14 protein-coding genes are annotated in these 18,307 nt (G+C 64.9%); 3 read left to right on the top strand and 11 right to left on the bottom strand.

The genetic code is table 11. The features are described 5' to 3' along the window. Positions 1-36: 36 nt before the first annotated feature. From QCE48_RS02455 to aspT, 3 genes are all read right to left on the bottom strand, one after another. Positions 37-1,416: a glutamate decarboxylase gene (locus QCE48_RS02455; protein ID WP_309786309.1), complete on the bottom strand. Its 1,380-nt coding sequence runs from the start codon at positions 1,414-1,416 to the stop codon at positions 37-39. Positions 1,417-1,441: 25 nt separating this feature from the next. Beyond that, on the bottom strand, positions 1,442-3,127 hold the full coding sequence (locus tag QCE48_RS02450; RefSeq protein ID WP_309786310.1) for a bifunctional aspartate transaminase/aspartate 4-decarboxylase: 1,686 nt from the start codon (positions 3,125-3,127) through the stop codon (positions 1,442-1,444). Positions 3,128-3,206: 79 nt separating this feature from the next. Further along, positions 3,207-4,898: an aspartate-alanine antiporter gene (gene aspT, locus QCE48_RS02445; RefSeq protein WP_309786311.1), complete on the bottom strand. Its 1,692-nt coding sequence runs from the start codon at positions 4,896-4,898 to the stop codon at positions 3,207-3,209. Positions 4,899-5,656: 758 nt separating this feature from the next. Here aspT and QCE48_RS02440 point away from each other — a divergent pair. The 3 genes from QCE48_RS02440 to QCE48_RS02430 are packed head-to-tail and all read left to right on the top strand — an operon-like array spanning position 5,657 to position 8,783. Continuing rightward, complete coding sequence (locus QCE48_RS02440; protein ID WP_309786312.1) at positions 5,657-6,211, top strand: DUF3302 domain-containing protein; 555 nt, start codon at positions 5,657-5,659, stop codon at positions 6,209-6,211. Further along, on the top strand, positions 6,211-7,344 hold the full coding sequence (locus tag QCE48_RS02435; protein WP_309786313.1) for an HlyD family secretion protein: 1,134 nt from the start codon (positions 6,211-6,213) through the stop codon (positions 7,342-7,344). The genes QCE48_RS02440 and QCE48_RS02435 overlap by 1 nt, the downstream gene beginning before the upstream one ends. Before the next feature lie 2 nt (positions 7,345-7,346). After that, on the top strand, positions 7,347-8,783 hold the full coding sequence (locus QCE48_RS02430; RefSeq protein WP_309794071.1) for an efflux transporter outer membrane subunit: 1,437 nt from the start codon (positions 7,347-7,349) through the stop codon (positions 8,781-8,783). 28 nt (positions 8,784-8,811) lie between these two features. Here QCE48_RS02430 and QCE48_RS02425 read toward each other — a convergent pair whose 3' ends face one another. From QCE48_RS02425 to QCE48_RS02390, 8 genes are all read right to left on the bottom strand, one after another. Further along, positions 8,812-9,954, bottom strand: coding sequence for a porin (locus tag QCE48_RS02425; protein WP_309786317.1), 1,143 nt, complete (start codon positions 9,952-9,954; stop codon positions 8,812-8,814). Positions 9,955-10,080: 126 nt separating this feature from the next. Next, positions 10,081-11,574 (bottom strand): coniferyl aldehyde dehydrogenase, encoded by a 1,494-nt coding sequence (locus QCE48_RS02420; RefSeq protein WP_309786318.1) that lies wholly within the window; start codon positions 11,572-11,574, stop codon positions 10,081-10,083. 14 nt (positions 11,575-11,588) lie between these two features. After that, entirely contained in the window at positions 11,589-12,269 is a 681-nt protein-coding gene (gene ribB / locus QCE48_RS02415; protein WP_309786319.1) for a 3,4-dihydroxy-2-butanone-4-phosphate synthase, read from the bottom strand. A 35-nt stretch (positions 12,270-12,304) separates the two neighbouring features. After that, positions 12,305-12,718, bottom strand: a complete 414-nt coding sequence (locus tag QCE48_RS02410) for a GFA family protein (RefSeq protein WP_309786321.1) — start codon at positions 12,716-12,718, stop codon at positions 12,305-12,307. A 28-nt stretch (positions 12,719-12,746) separates the two neighbouring features. Beyond that, entirely contained in the window at positions 12,747-14,369 is a 1,623-nt protein-coding gene (locus QCE48_RS02405) for a 3-(methylthio)propionyl-CoA ligase (protein ID WP_309786322.1), read from the bottom strand. 159 nt (positions 14,370-14,528) lie between these two features. Next, positions 14,529-15,962 carry an MFS transporter gene (locus QCE48_RS02400; protein WP_309786324.1) on the bottom strand — a complete coding sequence of 478 codons (1,434 nt, stop codon included), beginning with the start codon at positions 15,960-15,962 and terminating at the stop codon, positions 14,529-14,531. 124 nt (positions 15,963-16,086) lie between these two features. Next, complete coding sequence (locus tag QCE48_RS02395) at positions 16,087-17,100, bottom strand: flavin reductase family protein (RefSeq protein ID WP_309794068.1); 1,014 nt, start codon at positions 17,098-17,100, stop codon at positions 16,087-16,089. A 72-nt stretch (positions 17,101-17,172) separates the two neighbouring features. Continuing rightward, complete coding sequence (locus QCE48_RS02390) at positions 17,173-18,231, bottom strand: LLM class flavin-dependent oxidoreductase (RefSeq protein ID WP_309786326.1); 1,059 nt, start codon at positions 18,229-18,231, stop codon at positions 17,173-17,175. Positions 18,232-18,307: the final 76 nt, after the last annotated feature.

Raw genomic sequence — 18,307 nt, 5'->3', positions numbered from 1 at the left:
GCCGTCAGCGTCGACCACGCGAGCGGACGCGTCGTATCAGCACTTCGCCGCCGTGGTCTTTTCGTCGGCGTGGCCGTGCAGCGTCGGCGCGGTCGCGCTGCCGCCGTGCTGCTCCAGATACTTGCACGCACCGATGATGTCGCGCGCCAGAATCATCGCGACGTTGTGGTTGATGTGCGGTCGCACGACCACGCGCAGGCTTCTCACTTCCTGCGCATCGGGCGGCATCGAATACGCCGACAGCACCCAGCCCTTCTCGCGCACCTTGTTCGAGACGTCGAACTCGTTGAAGTTTTTCACCTTCGGATCGAGCGTGACGGCCACCACCGGAATGCGCTGCGTCTCGTTCATGATCGTGAAGTAGCCGCTGTCCACGAGCGCCTTGCGCAGCGCCACGGCGTTGTTCAGCGTGTGCGTCATGCCGCGCTTGTATCCGTCGAAGCCGAGCCGCAGGAACTGGTAGTACTGCACGGCGATGGGCGCCGCGTTGCGGCTGAAGTTGAGCGTCGCGGTCGGCATCTCGCCGCCCAGATAGTTGACGTAGAAGATCAGGTCTTCGTTGAACACCTTGCGCTCGCGGAACACGACCCAGCCGAGGCCCGGCGGCGTCAGGCCGAACTTGTGCCCCGACGCGTTGATCGACTGCACGCGCGGCAGCCGGAAGTCCCACTTGTAGTCGGGATACAGAAACGGGTTGACGAAGCCGCCGGACGCGCCGTCGATATGCATGGGAATCGAGATGCCCGTCTTCTTCTCGTAGGCGTCGAGCCAGTCGTGGATCTCCTGGATGTCGTCGTCCTCGCCGGTGAAAGTCTGGCCCGCGATCGCGACCACCGCGATGGTGTTCTCGTCGACGAACTTGTCGAGATGCTCGGCGGTCAGGCGATAGTTGCCCGGCTTGAGCGGCACGATACGCGGCTCGACGTCGAAGTAGCGCAGGAACTTCTTCCAGACGATCTGCACGTTGCCGCCCGTGACCATGTTCGGGCGCGTCGCGTCGCGACCCGCTTTCTCGCGCGCCTGCCGCCAGTTCCACTTGTGCGCGAGGCCCGCGAGCATGCACGCCTCCGACGAGCCGATGGTCGCGGTGCCATAAGGCTCGACGCCCTTCGGTCCGTTCCATAGCTGATGCAGCCACTTCACCATCCGCGTTTCCATCGCGAAGACTTGCGGGTACATGTCGTGGTCGATGTAGTTCTTGTACATGTTGCGCTTCGCGACCTCGACCGCTTCCGGCTCCGCGAAGGTCGTGACGAACGACGACATGTTCAGCATCGGATTGGTGTCGGTCCATTCCTCGCTGACGACGAGCGCGGCGGCCGCGCGCGCCGAGATGCCCGACTGCGGAAACTCGTCCTCGGGTATCGGGAGATTGAATTCGTCGTAAGGCGTGACTTTGTCCATCGATGTGGTCATTTGCTTCTCCTGTGGAAGATGCAAGTCAGAGCACCTTGCTCCTGTCGAGCTTCTTGCCGGTTTCGGCGTTGTAGCGCTCCACGTACTCGCCGAGCAGAGTGCGGATCGCGCGGCCGATCTTCATGTAGTCGCTCTCGTTGAGGTTCGCGAGCGACACGCGTCCCGACGGATGCTGCGTACCGAAGCCGCGTCCCGGCAAGAGCACGACGCGCGCGTCCTTCGCGAGCCGGAACAGCAGTTCCGACGTCTTCGTGTTCTTGATGAGCCAGTCGACGAACTCGCGCCCGTATGCGCGCTCGCCGAGGAATTCGAGGTCGAGGATCGTGTAGTAGTCGACCTTGTTGACGTCGTTGTCGTCGAAGGTGATGCCGATCTCGCGATAGAGCGCCTGCTTGCGGCTGCGGATCAGGCGCTTCAACGCGTTCTTGTAGGCGTCGGGCGTGTCCATCAGCGAGAAGAGCGAGAACAGGACCATCTGCACCTGCTGGGGCGTCGAGAGTCCGGCGGTATGGTTCAGCGCGACCGTGCGGCTGTCGGCCACCAGGCGGTCGATGAACTTGAGGTTCTCCGGCTCCGTCGTGATCGACTCGTAGCGTTCGTGCAGTTCGCTTTTCTGCTCCTTCGACAACGCCGCGATCTGCTTGTCGAGCACGTTTTCGCGATGCGTCGCGATCGCGCCGAGCCGCCAGCCGGTCGCGCCGAAATACTTGGAGTACGAATACACGAGGATCGTGTTCTTCGGGCACAGCGCGAAGAGCGAGACGAAGTCGTCGGCGAAAGTGCCGTAGACGTCGTCGGTCAAGAGGATGAGATCGGGCCGCTCCTTCACGATGTCGGCGATGTATTCGAGGCTCTCCGTGTCCATCTTCACCGAAGGCGGATTGCTCGGATTCACGAGGAAGAACGCCTTCACCTTCGGGTCGCGCAGCTTGTCGAGTTCGCTCTTCGAGTACTGCCAGCCGTTCTCGACATCCGCTTCCAGATTGACGACGTTCAGCCGGTAGTCGTTCAGGCGCGGAATCTCGATGTACGGCGTGAAGATCGGCGTGCCGAGCGCGATGGTGTCGCCGGGCTTGATCAGATGGTTCTCGCGCATCGTGTTGAAGATGTACGTCATCGCGGCCGTGCCGCCTTCGACGGCGAACACGTCGAAATCGCCGATGAACGGATACGAGCCGATCATCTCGCGCCGCAGATACTGCGCGACGATGACTTCCGAGAGCTTGAGCATCCGGTCCGGCACCGGATAGTTCGATGCCAGAATGCCCTCGCACATCTCGTAGAGGAAGTCGGTGGCCGAGAGGCCCATTTGGTCGCGCACATACGACACCACGCCGCGCAGAAAGTCGATGCCCGGCACGCCCTTGTTGTCGCGCGCGAAAATCTCGAAGCGCTCTTCCAGCCCTTCGCGCTTCGGAAAGCCGCCGAGCCCTTCGGGCATGTGCGCAAACGAGCGCTCCGATTCGCGCATCGCGAAGAGGCCGAGCTGCCAGAAGCCGTGACGCGGAATCGTCGCAAGGAAATTCGGATTGCCGCGGCCGGCGTTGAGCATCGACAGGTTCGCCGGGCGATCCACCGCGCCGCCGCCCGCCGCCTTGATGAGTTCGTCCTTCAGTTCGAACGGGCTCAACGAGGCCATCTTCGAATCGGCCGCGATGCCCGGCGCGGAGTCTGCCTTGCCCGACTTTGCTGACTTCTCTGACTTTGCCATCCAACACCTCCAGATTAGGGTGGAACTGCAAGAATCGAATTCGATGAACGGGTGAATCGCGCTATGTCGATGCACCGAACTACGTGAGCATCATCACGATCACCATCCCCCAGATCGTGAGCAGCGTGTTGCCGACCGCGTAGGTGACCGTATATCCGAGACCGGGCACCTGGCTCTTCGCCGCATCGCAGATCATGCCGAGCGCCGCGGTGGTCGTGCGCGAGCCCGCGCAGATGCCGAGCAGGAGCGCCGGATGAAACTTGAACACGTATTTCGCGATGAACATGCCGATGATGAGCGGCACGGCGGTCGAGACGATGCCCCACAGGAACAGGCTCACGCCCAGTTGCTGCAATCCCGCGACGAACCCAGGCCCCGCCGTGATACCGACCACCGCGATGAACACGTTCAGGCCCACGGAATTCATGAACCAGATGGTCGGCTCGGGAATGCGGCCGAAGGTCGGATGGATCGCGCGCAGCCAGCCGAACACGATGCCGGCGATGAGCGCGCCGCCCGCCGTGGACAGCGTGATCGGTACGGCGCCGACCTTGATGACCACCGCGCCGATCAGCGCGCCGAGCGTGATCGCGAAGCCGACGAACGCGATGTCCGCCGCACTCGACGGCCGGTCGATCACGCCGAGCGCCTTCGCGGCCGCCGTCGTGTCCTGCGTGCGGCCGACGAGCGTCACGGTGTCGCCGCGATGCAGCCTGGTGCTCGGCAGCACCGGGATCTGCGTTTCGGTGGCGCCGCGCTTGATCTTGCGCAGGAACACGCCGCGCGCCGCCGGCAGCGTGGCGAGTTCCGTCAGCGTCTTGCCGTCCACGGCCTTGCTCGTGATATAGACGTCGACGCCCTCGGCCGGCACCGCGAGCAGTTCCGGATCGTCGACCTCGGCGCCGCGCGGCCCGACGATATCGACGAGCTGCTCGCGACGTCCGCCGACCGCGACGATGTCGCCCGCCTGCAGCACATCGTCGAGCTTCGCGTCCTGCACGGTGCCCCCGCGCCGGATGCGTTCGATGAAAAGCCGTGCGCCGGCCGGCGCGCTGGCTTCCGCCTGCCCGACCGACTTGCCGACGATCGGCGCGCCGTCGGCGATCCGGTACGCGCGCAATTCGTACTTGTGCCACGCCTGACCCGCGCCGCCGACTTCTTCCTTGCCGCCGAGCGTCGCCTCGTATTCCTTGCAGGCGGCGACCAGGTCGATGCGCAGCAGCAAGGGGCCGAGCGTCGCGAGAATGATCGCCGAGCCGATCGTGCCGAAGATGTACGTGACCGCGTAGGCGGTCGGCATCGCGTCGAGCAGCGCCTTGGTTTCGCCGGGTGGTAGGCCGATCCGGTTGATGGCGTCGGTGGCGAGGCCCATCGAGGCCGAGATGGTCTGCGAACCCGCGAAGAGTCCGGCGGCCGAACCGACGGTGTAACCCGCGAGCTTCGCGGCCGCGAAGGGCGCCGCAAGGCAGAGCACGCACTGCACGACGGAGAACAGCGCCTGCGGCACGCCGTCCTTCGCGATGCCGCGCACGAACTGCGGGCCGACGCCATAGCCGACCGCAAACAGAAACATCAGAAAGAAAACGGATTTGACGTTCGGGGAGATCGTAATTCCGAGTTGCCCGATCGCAATTGCCGCAAGGAGCGTCGCGGTGACGGCGCCGAGACTAAATCCGCGATAACTCTTGCCTCCTACCCAATACCCTATCCCTAACGAAAGAAAGATGGCGATTTCCGGATAACTGCGTAGTGTTGCGGTAAGCCATGACATACGCACTCCTTTGGGCTGAGTTTCAGGCAGCGAATTACATGGTAAGCAAAATGGAGGAATAGGTGAAGGTAAAGCGTCCAGTGCACGCTCTGTGCACCGATACGAAATGTCCAAACCAGCACATTTACCCGGCTTTCCGCGGTGCGGCTAATGGAATGATCGAGCGAAACGTTGCGTCGTTTGGCATGACGAGAGTCTCCGATCCACAATTTGTTCGACTATAGCCGATTTATCTTAGGCGCACGTCTCGGACTATTCAACTTACGGGGGCAGTTTTTTCAGTTCTTGCTTACAAAAAAACCGACGAATCCTTCGGACGGGCGACATGACATGGCCGGAAAAAAGCGCAATCGTGGCGCTGGGTTGCTGCGCGCATCGACATTTCTTAGTACGCAACGATAATACGGGCTACGACTTGAAACGAGCGAGCGATAAAGCCTTTGTTACACATAACTTCCAAATCGTAGGACATAAAACATCAGTCCCCGGTGGCCGCACATCATCAAAGTTAATAATCGGCGCGGATTTTTTGAGGAATCGTCCGCGATATACGAAAGCCACGCGCCATCGGCGTTTGAACCAAATTCCGGCACGGTCATTTTCCATTTGACGCACACCTGATTTGTGTTATTGGTATTAAATCCAATGAATCGAACACGTCGTTCGTAACGTTTCGGATTGAACCGAAAACCGAAATTCCAGCCGGCATCGCACATCGGTGCGACGCATAAAAAGCTGTCCGGGAGGTTTTCACGACCATGAGACCGATCCTCGTCTGCCTCGCCAGCGCCCTGGTCTTTCTTCCGCGCGTCGCCGCCGCGCACGCGTCCAGCGAGACCATCGACAAGATCGCCGACTGGCTCGCCATTTTCGTCATTTGCGTCGTGCCGGTCGCGGCTGTCGCGATCCTGCTGATGATTCACGTGCTGCCCGAGAAGATCGCGGAGAGGCGCCATCATCCGCAGAAGGACGCGATCCAGATGCTGTGCTTCCTCTCGCTCGTGTTCGGCGGCCTGCTCTGGCCGGTCGCGTGGCTCTGGACCTACTTCAAGCCGCTTGGCTACCGGATGGCCTACGGCACCGACAAGCACGACGACTACTTCTTCCACGCGCGGGACCTGGCGCGGCGCGGCGAACTGCCGTCCGACGAACTCGGCTACGTCCTCGGCGAACTCGACAGCATCGCCGCCCGTCGCATCCTGCCGCCCGAGCTGCAACGCGTGCGCGACGAGCTCGAAGCGCTGCAACCGAGCGCGCCGCCGCCACGCCCGCACGACGTCGCGCGCGGTGACGAGCGGAAAGGAGATGCCTGATGGAACTCCTCCTCCTCGCCTTTTACGCGTTCATCGCGTGGCTGATCTTCGGCAAGTTCAGATGGCTGCCATGGAATATCGTCACGGGTTCGATCACGATCGTGCTGCCGATCATCGGGCTCACCGTGCTCATCCTGACGCTTAATATCGTCGCGCCCGCCTCGGAAGACGTGCGCGTGATCCGCTATGTCGTGCAGATCGTGCCGCAGGTGCGCGGCCGCGTGATCGACGTGCCGATCGCCGGCAACACGGCCATCAAGAAGGGCGACGTGCTCTTCAGGATCGATCCGACGCCGTTCAACCTGCAGGTGAAGGCGCTCGAAGCGCAACTCGTCAACGCGCAGGGCTCGGCGCGCAAGCTCAACGAGGACCTCTTGGCCGCGACCGCGAAAAGCGACGCCGTGCGCGCGCAGATCGACCTTGCGAAGCGGCGCGTCGTGGAGAACCGGCAACTCGTCGAGCGCGGCGCCGGTGACCGCTTCGCGCTCGAACAGGCCGAGACGAACCTGAAGTCGTTTCAAGCCGACCTCGCCGCCGCGCGCGCCCAGGAAGCGCAGGTGCGCGCGGTGCTCGGCGCGACCGTCGACAACGATCAGGCCGAAGTCGCGCAGATCCGCGCGCAGCTCGAATCGGCCAAATGGGACCTTTCGCAGACGACGGTCATCGCGCCTGCCAACGGCGTCGCGATCAATCTGCAACTGCGGCCCGGGTCGATCGTGACGCCGTTGCTGCAGAACCCGGCGATGAGTTTCGTCGAGGACGACTATCAGGTGATCGCGCTCTTCGACCAGAACGAACTGCGCATGGTCGTGCCCGGCGACGAGGCCGAAATCGCGCTCAAGACGATTCCCGGCAAGGTGCTGAAGGCGCGCGTGGTGTCGGTCGTGTGGGCGCAGGGACAAGGCCAGCTCACGCCGAGCGGCACGCTGCCGATCACGGGCAACGAGCCGACGCCGGCCGCGCGCTTCGCCGTGAGGCTTCAGCTCGACGAAAAAGAGCGCGACGTGTTCCTCGCCGCCGGCGCGCGCGGCCACGCAGCGATTTACACCGATCATCTCGAGGAAATCCAGATTCTGCGCAAGGTGATCATCCGCGTCGGCGCGTATATCAACTACCTCGTGCTGAAGGTGTGATGATGCGCACGCGTCGTTTCGCTCTCGCCGCGCTTTCGCTGCTGTGCTTCACGAGCGGCTGCGCGCTGAAGGACCCGCCCGATGCCGCGGCCGTCCAGCGCGACAGCATGAGCAACACGCGCGTTCCGCCCGCGTGGACGGCAGAGGGCGCCGTGCCCGGCCCCGTGCGCGCCGACTGGATCGACGCCTTCGGCGATCCGGCGCTGAGCGCGCTCGTCGCCGAGGCGATCGCGTACAACACGAATCTGCGGGTCGCGGCGGCGCGCGTCGCGCAGGCTGCCGCGCTCGTCAAGGTGGCGGGCGGCGAGCTCTATCCCGCCGTGAGTTTTCTGGCGCGCCCGGGCGGCAAGCTCGGCGGCGACGGCTCGGGCCTGAAGGGGTGGCTCTTGTCCGCGTCGTGGGAGATCGATCTCTGGGGACGCGTGCGCTATGGCGCCCGCGCGGCGGAGGACCAGTACGCGTCCGCGCAGGCCGACGCCGAGTATGCGCGGCAGTCGATCGCGGCGCTCGTCGTCAAGGCGTGGTTCGGCGCGATCGAAGCGCAACTGCAATACGCGATCGCCATCGACATGGTCGGGCACGCCGACGAACTCCACGACCTCGCGCAGCATCGCCTGCGCGTGGGCAACGGTTCGCAGATCGAGGTGACGAGCGCGGCGGTCGCGACGCAGACCTATCGCGATACCGCCCGCCAGCTGAAGCTCGCCCGCGAGCAGTCGCTGCGCGCGCTCGAATTGCTCGTCGGGCGTTATCCGTCGGCGGAAGTCGCCGTGTCCGACGCGCTCGGACCGTTGCCGTCGATGCCGCCTTCCGGCGTGCCCGCCGACCTGCTGGAGCGGCGGCCCGATGTGATCGCGGCGCAGCGGCGCATCTCGGCCGCCTTCGACCTCGCGCGTCAGGCCGACGCCGCGCGGCTGCCGCGCGTGACGCTGAGCGCGGGGCTCCTGAGCGTATCGAGTGAACTGTTCCTGCTTCAGGATCGCGACAACCCGAGCTGGAGCGTTGGCGCGGGCATTCTGCTGCCGCTCTTTCGCGGCGGCGCGCTGAAGGCACAGGCCGAGTACCGCACGGCCGAACAGGATCAGGCGCTCGCGAGTTACGGACAGATCGCGCTTCAGGCGTTCGGCGAAGTCGAGAACGCGCTCGCCGCCGAGGCCGCGCTGCATGAGCGCGAAGCGCTGCTTACGCGCGCCGTCGCGGACAACGCGAGTCTCTTCGACTTGCAGACGGTGCGCTACAAGATTGGATCAGGCGATCTGATCGCCGTGACGCAACAGGAGCTTGCCTACGCGTCGTCGCGTTCGGGCCTCGTGCGCGTGCAGAGCGAGCAGCGCATGCAGCTCGCGAATCTGTATCTCGCGCTGGGCGGCGGCATCGACGCGGTATCGAACGTCGCCGATTCGGGCGGCGCGCCGGCTTCCGCCGCCGCGCCGCCATAGACGCGCCGCGCGCAAGCGGCGCGGCCGGTCAGAACAAGTGCCGCAGGCCGAACATCACGGCCGTCGTCGCCATGCGCGGCGCGACCGGCTGGCCGTAGGCGATCGTCTGCGTCATCGTGCCTTTGTTGTTCACGTGACCGACTTCGCCATAGACGATCGTCGCCTTCGAGAGGCTGTATTCGGCGCCCGCCGCGACTTCAGTCGACTTGTTGGCCGAATTGTTGCGATCCTTCAGGTAGTAGACGCCGCTCGTCACGCGGAAAGCCGGCGTGAACAGATAGCCGAGACCCGCCGTGTACATGTCGATGTTGACCTGATTCGAGCGTCCCGGATTCTTGCCGTTGCTGTACGACGCCGACACCGAGAAGTCGTGGAACGTGTAGAGCGCGCCGAGATAAACCATGCGATTGTTGGCGAAGCCCGTCGGCACCGCGTTCGGCGCGGGGTTGGTGTCGTGGCCGCTGTAATACGCCGCCGAAAGCCGCAGACCGTAGCCCGAATACTTCAGCACCGCCGATTCGCGCGTGTTGCCCTGAAAGCTCCCCGCGACGCCGCCCGGCGCATATTCGAGCAAGCCCTTCACGCCGCCGAAACTCGGCGATTCGTAGATGATCGCGTTGCTGTCGTACAGCGCGCCGAGCGGGCCGTTGGTGCTCGCGCCCTGCCAGCCTGCCGCCTGGTTCATGCCGAGCCACGAAGTCAGGATGCTGCCGAACCAGCGTCCGCCACGCACGTCGGTTTCACCCATCGCGATTGCGATCGGTGCGATCTGGCGGCCCAGGTTCAACGTCCCGAACGGGCCCGCGACACCTACGCTCGCGATCTGGTTGAACTCGCCCGAGACGCCCGGCGTGTCGCTGAGGCCGGCCTTTCCGGTACCCGAATCGAACGTGCCTTGCAGTTTGAAGTTCACGCGATAGCCGCCGCCGATGTCCTCGGTGCCGGTCATGCCAAAGTTGCTCGAATAGATGCCCGCATCCTTGAAGCGGTACAGCTTGCCGAGATTGCGCGACGCCGGATTGAACGACGCCGCCGACGTGCTCTGGTACATCAGCCCCGCGTCGACGACGCCATAGAGCGTCACCGACGATTGCGCGTGCGCCGTGCCACCCGCCGCGGCGAGCGCGGCCAGGCCCATGCCTTTCAAATTCGACTTCCACTTCGACTTCATTTCGTCTCCTGCCTGATGTAGTTGTGTTGAAACTGCCACTTCCTGCAATCGGCGCGGCGCTTCGATGGCGCCGTCGCCGAATTCCGTTCGATACGTTCTTGTCCGCGAGCCCTGCGCGACTTCAGTTCACGACGGCTGGCTGCTGCGCGGCCGCGACCCGCCTTCTGCCGGCGCGGGTTCGTTCGCGGCCGGCACGGCGCCGAGAAACATCCGCAATGCCAGCCGCTGCACGAAGCTGCCGTAGGGCGGATGAAACAGCTCGATCGGGAACCAGCGATGCTCGGCGAACACCGACTTCCCATGCGACAGTTCGCGAAATCCTTCTTCGCCGTGATAGTTGCCCATGCCCGAGCCGCCGATGCCACCGAACGGCATGTCGTGGTTCAGCACGTGCCAGCCCCAGTCGTTGAGCGTCACCCCGCCGGCGTGCGTGCGCTTGAGCAACGCGTCGGACTCCGCCTTGTCATGGCCGAAGTAATAGAGCGCGAGCGGCCGCGTGCCCGCCTGGATCTGCGCGATGGCAGCCTCGAAGGTGCGATAGGTGAAGACCGGCAGAATTGGACCGAAGATCTCCTCGCGCGCGATGCGCATCGCGGGCGTCACGTCGAGGACCACGTGAAGCGGCATGCGCCGGCCGCCCGACGGCATCGGGCAGACGAAGACACTCGCGCCGTGCGCGCGCGCATCGTCGATCAGGGCTTGCTGGCGCTCGTAGGCACGCTCGTGGATCACGGCCGCGTAGTCCTCGCTGCCCGCCGGGTGCATGCGCGCGGCCGCTTCCATCACGCGGCGGGCGAACGCTTCTTCCTCGCCTTCGGGCACGAGCGCATAGTCCGGCGCCACGCAGATCTGCCCGGCGTTGACCGTCTTCCCATGCGCGATGCGGCGCGCCGCCACCGCGAGGTCGGCGGACTTCGATACCACCGCGGGCGACTTCCCGCCGAGTCCCAGCGTGACGGGCGTGAGATTGTCGGCGGCGGCGCGCATCACGTGGCGTCCCACTTCCGGCGAACCGGTGAAGACGATGTGATCGAACGGCAGCGCGCAGAAGGCCCGCGCCACGGCGGCGTCGCCTTCGACGACCGCGACTTCGTCTTCCTCGAAGACGTCCGCGAGCATCGCGCGCAATGCGTGCGACGTATGCGGCGCGAACTCCGATGTCTTCACCATGCAGCGGTTGCCCGCCGCGAGCGCGGTCGCGAGCGGACCCAGCGCGAGATAGACCGGAAAATTCCACGGCACCACGATGCCGACGACGCCTTTCGGCTGATACATCACGGCGGCGCGATTGGTGAGGAACAGCCACTCGGTATGGCGCCGCGACGGCTTCATCCAGCGTCGCAGGCCGCCGAGCAGGTGATTGATGTGAAGCACCGAAGGCAGTACGTCGACCATCATGGTCTCGGCATGCGCGCGCTCGCTGAAGTCGCATTGCGCCGCCGCCGCGAGCCGTCCCGCGTGCTCGCGGATCGCCGCGCGCAAACGACGCAGCACGCCACGCCGCTCGGTGAGTGTCGGATACGGGCGCGCCACGAACGCCGCGCGCTGACGGCCGAGAAGACTCGACAGGCCGTCGGTGTGGCGCATTTCGCCGGTCGGGCGATCATCGAAATGTGTCATCGTAAGTACCGGGTTCAGGCAGCCAGGGCGTCGCATACGCCTGCCACCGTGTCATGCATGCGCTCGCGATATGCGATCAGGTCGCGGATCGTGACGATCGGCAGGCCGTGCTGGCGCGCGAAGGTGATCAGTTGCGGCAGGCGCGCCATGCTGCCGTCGTCGTTGACAACCTCCGCGAGCACGCCGCCCGCGCGCAAGCCCGCGAGCCGGCACAGGTCGATCGTCGCTTCCGTGTGTCCCGGCCGTTCGAGCACGCCGTCCGGCATCGCGCGCAACGGAATGAGATGGCCGGGGCGGTTGAAGTCGTCAGCGCTCGCGCGCGGATCGACGAGAGCACGGATGGTGATCGCGCGATCGGACGCCGAAATGCCGGTCGTCGTGCCGTGCCGGTAGTCGACGGTCACCGTGAACGCGGTCTGCATCGCTTCGTTGCCGCGCGGGACCATCAGCGGCAGCCGCAGCGCGTCGAGCCGTTCGCCCGGCAGCGCGACGCACAGCACGCCGCTCGTGTAGCGGACCATGAACGCGACGGCCGCGGACGTCGCGAACTCGGCGGCCATGATGAGGTCGCCTTCGTTCTCGCGATCCTCGTCGTCGACGACCACGACGAGCGAGCCGCGCCGAATCGCCTGCAACGCATCTTCGATGCGGTCGATTCGATCGATGCCCTCGGCACTGACTTTGTCGGTCTTCATACTTTGTCTCTGCTCAAAACGGAATGGGAACGTGCTTAAGCGTCGGGATTGCGCTCGAAGCAGACGGCACCGTCGTCGATGCTCACCCACTCCTGCGCCGACGAACGCCAGATGTGCATCTGCGGCTTCAGCCACGAGTTGTCGTCGAGCATGCCCGCCTTCACCGCGACGACGCCCGGGTTCGCTTCCAGCTCCGTGTACAGCGGCGACCCGCAGCCGTTGCAAAAGTGACGCTTGACCGCGAGACCGCTCGCGCCGACGTCGTCGAATGTCGCGAGCGTCGCGCCCGTGACTTCGAATCCCGCCGCCGGGACGAGGACGTTCATCGAGAACGCGCTGCCCGACTGCTTCTGACAATGGACGCAATGGCAGATCGCGTTCATCAGCGGCGCCTGCGAAGATTCGTAACGAACGCTGCCGCACAGGCAGCCACCCTTGATCCGATTCATGTTTTCTCCTGTTTGACCGATTTCAACGTCACGCGACGAACAGCACGTTCGCGTATTCACGACGCAAGTCCATCTTCTGCACCTTGCCGGTGGCGCCGAGCGGCAGGCCGTCGAGGAAGATCACCTCGTCGGGCAGCCACCACTTCGCGACCTTGTCCGCAAGCCAGTCGAGCATGTCCGTCTTGTCGACGTCGTGCCCCGGCTTTTTCACGACGAACAGCACCGGCCGCTCGTCCCACTTCGGATGCCGCGCGCCGATCACCGCGGCCATCAGCACCGCCGGATGTCCGGCGGCGGCATTTTCCAGATCGATCGAGCTGATCCATTCGCCGCCCGACTTGATCACGTCCTTCACGCGGTCCGTGATCTGCATGTAGCCGTCGGCGTCGATCGTGGCGATGTCGCCGGTCGGGAACCAGCCGTCGCGCAGCGCGGGCTTGTCGTCCCTGAAGTAGCTCGCCGCGATCCACGGCCCGCGCACCTGAAGCTCGCCGGCACTGACGCCGTCGCGCGGCTGCTCGTGCCCGAGCGAATCGACGATCCGCATCTCGACGCCGAACACCGCCCGCCCCTGCTTCGCGCGCTGCGCGCACTGCTCGTCGGAGGAAAGCGCCGCGTACTTCGGCAGCAGCGCGCCTTGCGTGCCGAGCGGGCTCGTCTCGGTCATGCCCCACGCATGTCGCACCTCGACGCCGAAGCGCTGTGTCCACATGCGGATCTGCGTCTCGGGCATCGCCGAGCCGCCAACGACCGTGCGCGTCATCGTCGTCGGCTTGAGGCCGCGCTGCTCCATGTGCTGCGCGAGACCGAGCCAGATGGTCGGCACGCCGGCGCTGCAGGTCACGCGCTCGCTTTCGATCAGCTCGTAGAGGCTCGCGCCGTCGAGCTTCGGCCCGGGCAGCACGAGCTTGCAGCCGTTCATCGCGGCCGCATATGGCAGCCCCCACGCGTTGACGTGAAACATCGGCACGACCGGCAGCAGGCAGTCCCCCGCGCACAGGCCGAGCGAATCCGGCAGACTGACGGCGAAGGTGTGGAGGATCGTCGAGCGGTGCGTGTAGAGCACGCCTTTCGGATTGCCCGTCGTGCCCGACGTGTAGCAGAGCGTGCTCGCGGTGGTTTCGTCGAATTCGGGCCAGACGAAGTCGTCCGCCGCTGCGGCGAGCAAGTCTTCGTAGCAGAGAAGACCCGGCACGCGGCTCTCCCGCGGCATGTCCGACGCGTGGCCCATCAGGACGTAATGGCGAATCGCGGGACAGCGCGGCGCGACGGCTTCCACGAGCGGCAGGAAGCTGATGTCGAAAAACAGCACCTCGTCGTCCGCGTGATTGAGGATGTAGGCGAGCTGCTCCGGATGCAGACGCGGATTGCACGTATGCAGCACCGCGGCGCTGCCCGACACGCCGAAATACGCTTCGAGATGCCGGTGGTTGTTCCAGGCGAGCGTCGCGACCCGCGTCCCGTGGGCGACGCCCATCCGTTCGAGCGCCCCCGCAAGCTGACGCGCGCGTTTCGCGGCATCGCGAAAGGTGTAGCGATGCAGCGCGCCGCTCGTCTCGCGCGACACGATCTCGGTGTTGCCGAACTGGCGCTCGGCGTGCACGAGCAGCGACGAGACCAGAAGTGGCCGGTTCATCATCGATCCCAGCATGATGTTAGTCCTTCAGAAAATTGATTCGGGTGAACGTGCGCGACGATCTTCTTCAGGCGTCAGACGCCGGCGATCGCGCGCACGCATCCGCGCGCGGGACGCGCGGTGCGGTCGACCTGTAATAGGGAGAGTGAAGCGATACGTCGAAACGTCAGGGCTTCAGTGCGCGACGGCAGCCGGTTTCCGGGTGTCCGCCGCGGTGTCGACGACCGGCGACGCTCGCCAGTTGGCAGCGTTGCGGAGCGTCTCGCGATACGACTGGAAGCCGTACCGGAACAGCACGCACGCAATCGCGCCGAACACGACGCACACGATGGCGATCGAGTGCCCGATCGCCGCCGGGTTGCGCAGAACGTAGTCGGTCAGCGCGCCGACCGCGACGGGGCCGCAGCCCGCGCCGAGCAGGTTCAGCAGGCCCGTGTACAGCGCCGCGCACTGGCCGCGCATCGGCGCGGGCGTGACCTCCTGGATCGCGGACGGCCCGGCGCCGAACAGGAAGAACGAGAACAGCGACAGCAGCCCGACGAACACGAGCGCGATGCGGGGGTCATGCGTGGCCGCCATGCCGAGCGTCGAGACCGCGAGACCCACACTCGCCACGAGTGCGACACGCAGATAGCCGTGTGCGACGCCGCGACGCTTCCAGAAGTCGCCGAGCCAGCCGCCGAAGATCGCGCCGACCGGACCGACGAACGCGAGCAGCAGACCGAGCGCCTTGCCGATTTCCGAGTATTTCCAGCCGAATTCGCGAACGAAATACGTCGGCACCCAAGTGGACCAGCCGTACACGCAGGTATAGAAAAATCCCGCGCCGAGCATGAGGCACAGCATCGTGCGGCGGTTCTGCCCGATGTACTGCCTGACCGCTGCAACGCTCACGCCTACGCGCGCCGCCGGAGCGGCGCTTCCCGACGGGTCGCGCGCATTCCTCGGCTCCGTCACGAACAGCATGCACAGCGCGACGACGAGGCCGGGCAGACCGAGCGCCATCATCGTCGCCTGCCACGGGTGCAGGGCGCCGAAGCCGGGCAGCACGGGCGGCGCAAGCGTGAAAATGCCGAGAATCAGACCGCCCGCGATCAGGCCCGCGCCCGAACCGAACGGCCCGCTCGCGCCGAATACGCTCATCGCGCGGCCGCGGCGGTTGGCGGGAAACAGGTCCGCGATCAGTGAGACGGCGCCCGGCAGCAGCACCGCTTCGCCGACCGCCACGCCGATGCGCGCGAGCAGAAGATGCCAGTACTCGGTGGCCAGTCCGCCGGCCGCGGTCGCGAGACTCCACAGCGCGATGCCGATCGCGATGATGAGCCGCCGGTCGCCGCGATCGATGATGCGTGCGATCGGCAAGCCCATCAGCGCGTAGAAAGCGGCGAACGTGAAGCCGTGCAATACGCCCATCAGCGTGTCGCTGACGTGCAGCGTCGCCTGGATCGGACCGACCAGCAAGGTGAGGATCTGCCGGTCCATGATGGAAAAGATGTACGCGACCAGCAAGACACCGACCGCGTACCAGGAACGGCCCGCGCCGATGTCGGGAACGTCCCGCGCGGCGCCGGATTCGAACCGGTCCGCTTCAATGGATTCTGCTTTCATACTTGTCTCCCCCGTTGAGTCGATCGCCTGGTTTTTTTTGTGCGATCTATCGGGTCATTGTCCACTCGCGTATCAAGCGCGAGGGACGGTGAACTGGGCCTGCCTCGTTCGATATCCGGTCCGCTCAGGCGGCGTCCGACGCCACCGGATCGCGCCAGAGATGCTCGTCGCGCCAGAACTGATCGCGGCGCCAGTGGTCGGGAAGCGCTGCGCTCGTCGAATCGATCACGCGCTTGAGCAGGAGCTTGAGCACCTGCGCCTCGCGATAGTCGAGCTCGCGCTCGGCGTCGCTCTCCGCCGCCTTCGCGATGGTCAGCAACTCGATGGCGTAGGAGCGGCCCGCTTCCGTGAAGCGCACGACGCGCTTCTCCGCCTGCGCGTTCGCTTCCACCGCGACGATGCCGCGCGCCACGAGCGCGTCGACGTCCTCTGGCGTGACCCGGAAGCCCGAGATCGTCTCGAGCTGGTCGAGTTCTTCGATCGTGCGCCCCGCGCCCGTGCTGAGCACGGTGAGAATGTTGTAGTCGACGTCCTGCAGACCCCTGCCGTTCAGATTATTGCGTACCGGCACGAGCAATTGATAGTAAGCGCGCGCGAGCAAAAACCCGAGCCAGCCGTCGCCGAAACCGGATGCCGCGTGTGCCGCCGCTTCGCCCTTTTTCATCAGGAGGCCGTAGTTGCCGCCGTGGAAGACGAGCGGCGCGTGATCGAAGCTGTCGAAGTTCATCACCTCGCCGACGAAAATCACGTGGTCGCCGCCTTCGTAGCGATGCACCACACGGCACTCGAAGCGCGCGGAGCAGCCGTCGAGCAACGGCACGCCGCCGTGACCGCGCGTGAGTGCGCAGCCGGCGAACTTGTCGGTGCCGCTCTTCGAGAACTGGTTCGACACCGCTTCCTGATCGGCGGCAAGGATATGGACAGCGAAGTGGTCGGTCGCCGCGAAAACCGGCAGGCTGGACGATTTCTTGCCGAGGCTCCAGAGGACCATCGGCGGGTCCATCGACACCGAATTGAAACTGTTCGCCGTGAGGCCGTAGTCCAGGCCGTCGGCGCCTTGCGTCGTGACGACGGTCACGCCCGTCGTGAACGAGCCGAGCGCCTTGCGGAACTGGCGCGCGTCGATTTGCGTTGTCATGCTTTGTCTCCTGCTTCATGCCCCGGCCTTTTGATTTTTTTTAGCCGGGACGCCATGCTTGGTTGGATTGGGTCAGCGCATCAGAAGCGGCATGACGAGCCGCCCGAAGCGCTCGGCCTCTTCGTGATGCGGATAGCCCGAGAGGCAAAAGCCGCTGCAGCCCACTTCGATGAACTCACGCAACTGCGCGGCCACCTGTTGCGGATTGCCGACCACCGCGACGCCCGCGCCGGGCCGCACTTCGGTGATGCCGGTCCACAGATGCGGCGTCATCTTGCTGCCGACCGTCTTCGACAATTCCTGCTGCCGCTGGTTGGCAACCGAATCCATCGACATGTGCTTGACCTGCTCTTTCCATTCCTGCGCGCCCGACACGAGTGCGTGCGCGGCTTCCCACGCTTCGTCCTCGGTCTCGCGGCACACGATCTGCAGGCGCATCGCGAAACGAAGTTCATTCTCGCGACCGTACTTGGCGGCACGCGCGCGCATTTCCTTGATCTGCTCGCCGATGCGCTCCGGATAGTCGCCCCAGAACAGATGGACCGCCGAATGACGCGCGGAGATTTCCGCCGCCTGTTCGGAGCCGCCGCCGAGGAAGAATGGCGGAGACGGCTTTTGCACCGTCTTCGGAATGATGGTCGGCTGGTCGACGTGGTAGTACTTGCCGCTGAACTGAACCTTCTCCTCCGACAGCAGCCGCTTGATCAACACGACTTCTTCTTCGAGCTGCTCGTAACGCGCTTCCTTCGAAGCCAGTTGCCCTTCGGCGACGGCGTCCTTCTCGCTGATGCCCGCAATCAGGTTCATGTAGATGCGTCCCTGCGACAACTGGTCGAAGGTCGAGATCATCTTGGCCTGCGCGACCGGATGGATGAAGCCCGGCTTCATCGCGACGAGCGCCTTCAGCTTCTTCGTGCGGCTCACGACGAACGAAGCCGCGACCCACGCGTCCCAGCAATGCGCCGAGACCGGGACCAGCATGTAGTCGAAACCGGCGTTTTCGGCGGCCATCGCGACGCGCTCGAAGTGTTCCATCGACTGGGGAAAGGCTTTCGAGGCATCGCCGAATGCGCTCGTGTCGCCGAGGGTCGGGCAGAACCAGCCCATCGACAGGGGTGTCTTGCTACTCATGTTCGTCTCCTTGGTTGCGGCTTTTTTGCTATATGAACAGGAGCAGTCTTATAAGTAAAATGAAGTGTTATTATTC

The sequence above is a fragment of the Caballeronia sp. LZ024 genome (genome assembly GCF_031451455.1).
GTDB lineage: Bacteria > Pseudomonadota > Gammaproteobacteria > Burkholderiales > Burkholderiaceae > Caballeronia > Caballeronia telluris.
This window is presented reverse-complemented; position numbering and strand designations above follow the sequence as displayed.

Coding starts and splice junctions, on each gene's coding strand:
- QCE48_RS02455 (WP_309786309.1), bottom strand. CDS start 1,416: ATGACCACATCGATGGACAAAGTCACGCCTTACGACGAATTCAATCTC.
- QCE48_RS02450 (WP_309786310.1), bottom strand. CDS start 3,127: ATGGCAAAGTCAGAGAAGTCAGCAAAGTCGGGCAAGGCAGACTCCGCG.
- aspT (WP_309786311.1), bottom strand. CDS start 4,898: ATGTCATGGCTTACCGCAACACTACGCAGTTATCCGGAAATCGCCATC.
- QCE48_RS02440 (WP_309786312.1), top strand. CDS start 5,657: ATGAGACCGATCCTCGTCTGCCTCGCCAGCGCCCTGGTCTTTCTTCCG.
- QCE48_RS02435 (WP_309786313.1), top strand. CDS start 6,211: ATGGAACTCCTCCTCCTCGCCTTTTACGCGTTCATCGCGTGGCTGATC.
- QCE48_RS02430 (WP_309794071.1), top strand. CDS start 7,347: ATGCGCACGCGTCGTTTCGCTCTCGCCGCGCTTTCGCTGCTGTGCTTC.
- QCE48_RS02425 (WP_309786317.1), bottom strand. CDS start 9,954: ATGAAGTCGAAGTGGAAGTCGAATTTGAAAGGCATGGGCCTGGCCGCG.
- QCE48_RS02420 (WP_309786318.1), bottom strand. CDS start 11,574: ATGACACATTTCGATGATCGCCCGACCGGCGAAATGCGCCACACCGAC.
- ribB (WP_309786319.1), bottom strand. CDS start 12,269: ATGAAGACCGACAAAGTCAGTGCCGAGGGCATCGATCGAATCGACCGC.
- QCE48_RS02410 (WP_309786321.1), bottom strand. CDS start 12,718: ATGAATCGGATCAAGGGTGGCTGCCTGTGCGGCAGCGTTCGTTACGAA.
- QCE48_RS02405 (WP_309786322.1), bottom strand. CDS start 14,369: ATGCTGGGATCGATGATGAACCGGCCACTTCTGGTCTCGTCGCTGCTC.
- QCE48_RS02400 (WP_309786324.1), bottom strand. CDS start 15,962: ATGAAAGCAGAATCCATTGAAGCGGACCGGTTCGAATCCGGCGCCGCG.
- QCE48_RS02395 (WP_309794068.1), bottom strand. CDS start 17,100: ATGACAACGCAAATCGACGCGCGCCAGTTCCGCAAGGCGCTCGGCTCG.
- QCE48_RS02390 (WP_309786326.1), bottom strand. CDS start 18,231: ATGAGTAGCAAGACACCCCTGTCGATGGGCTGGTTCTGCCCGACCCTC.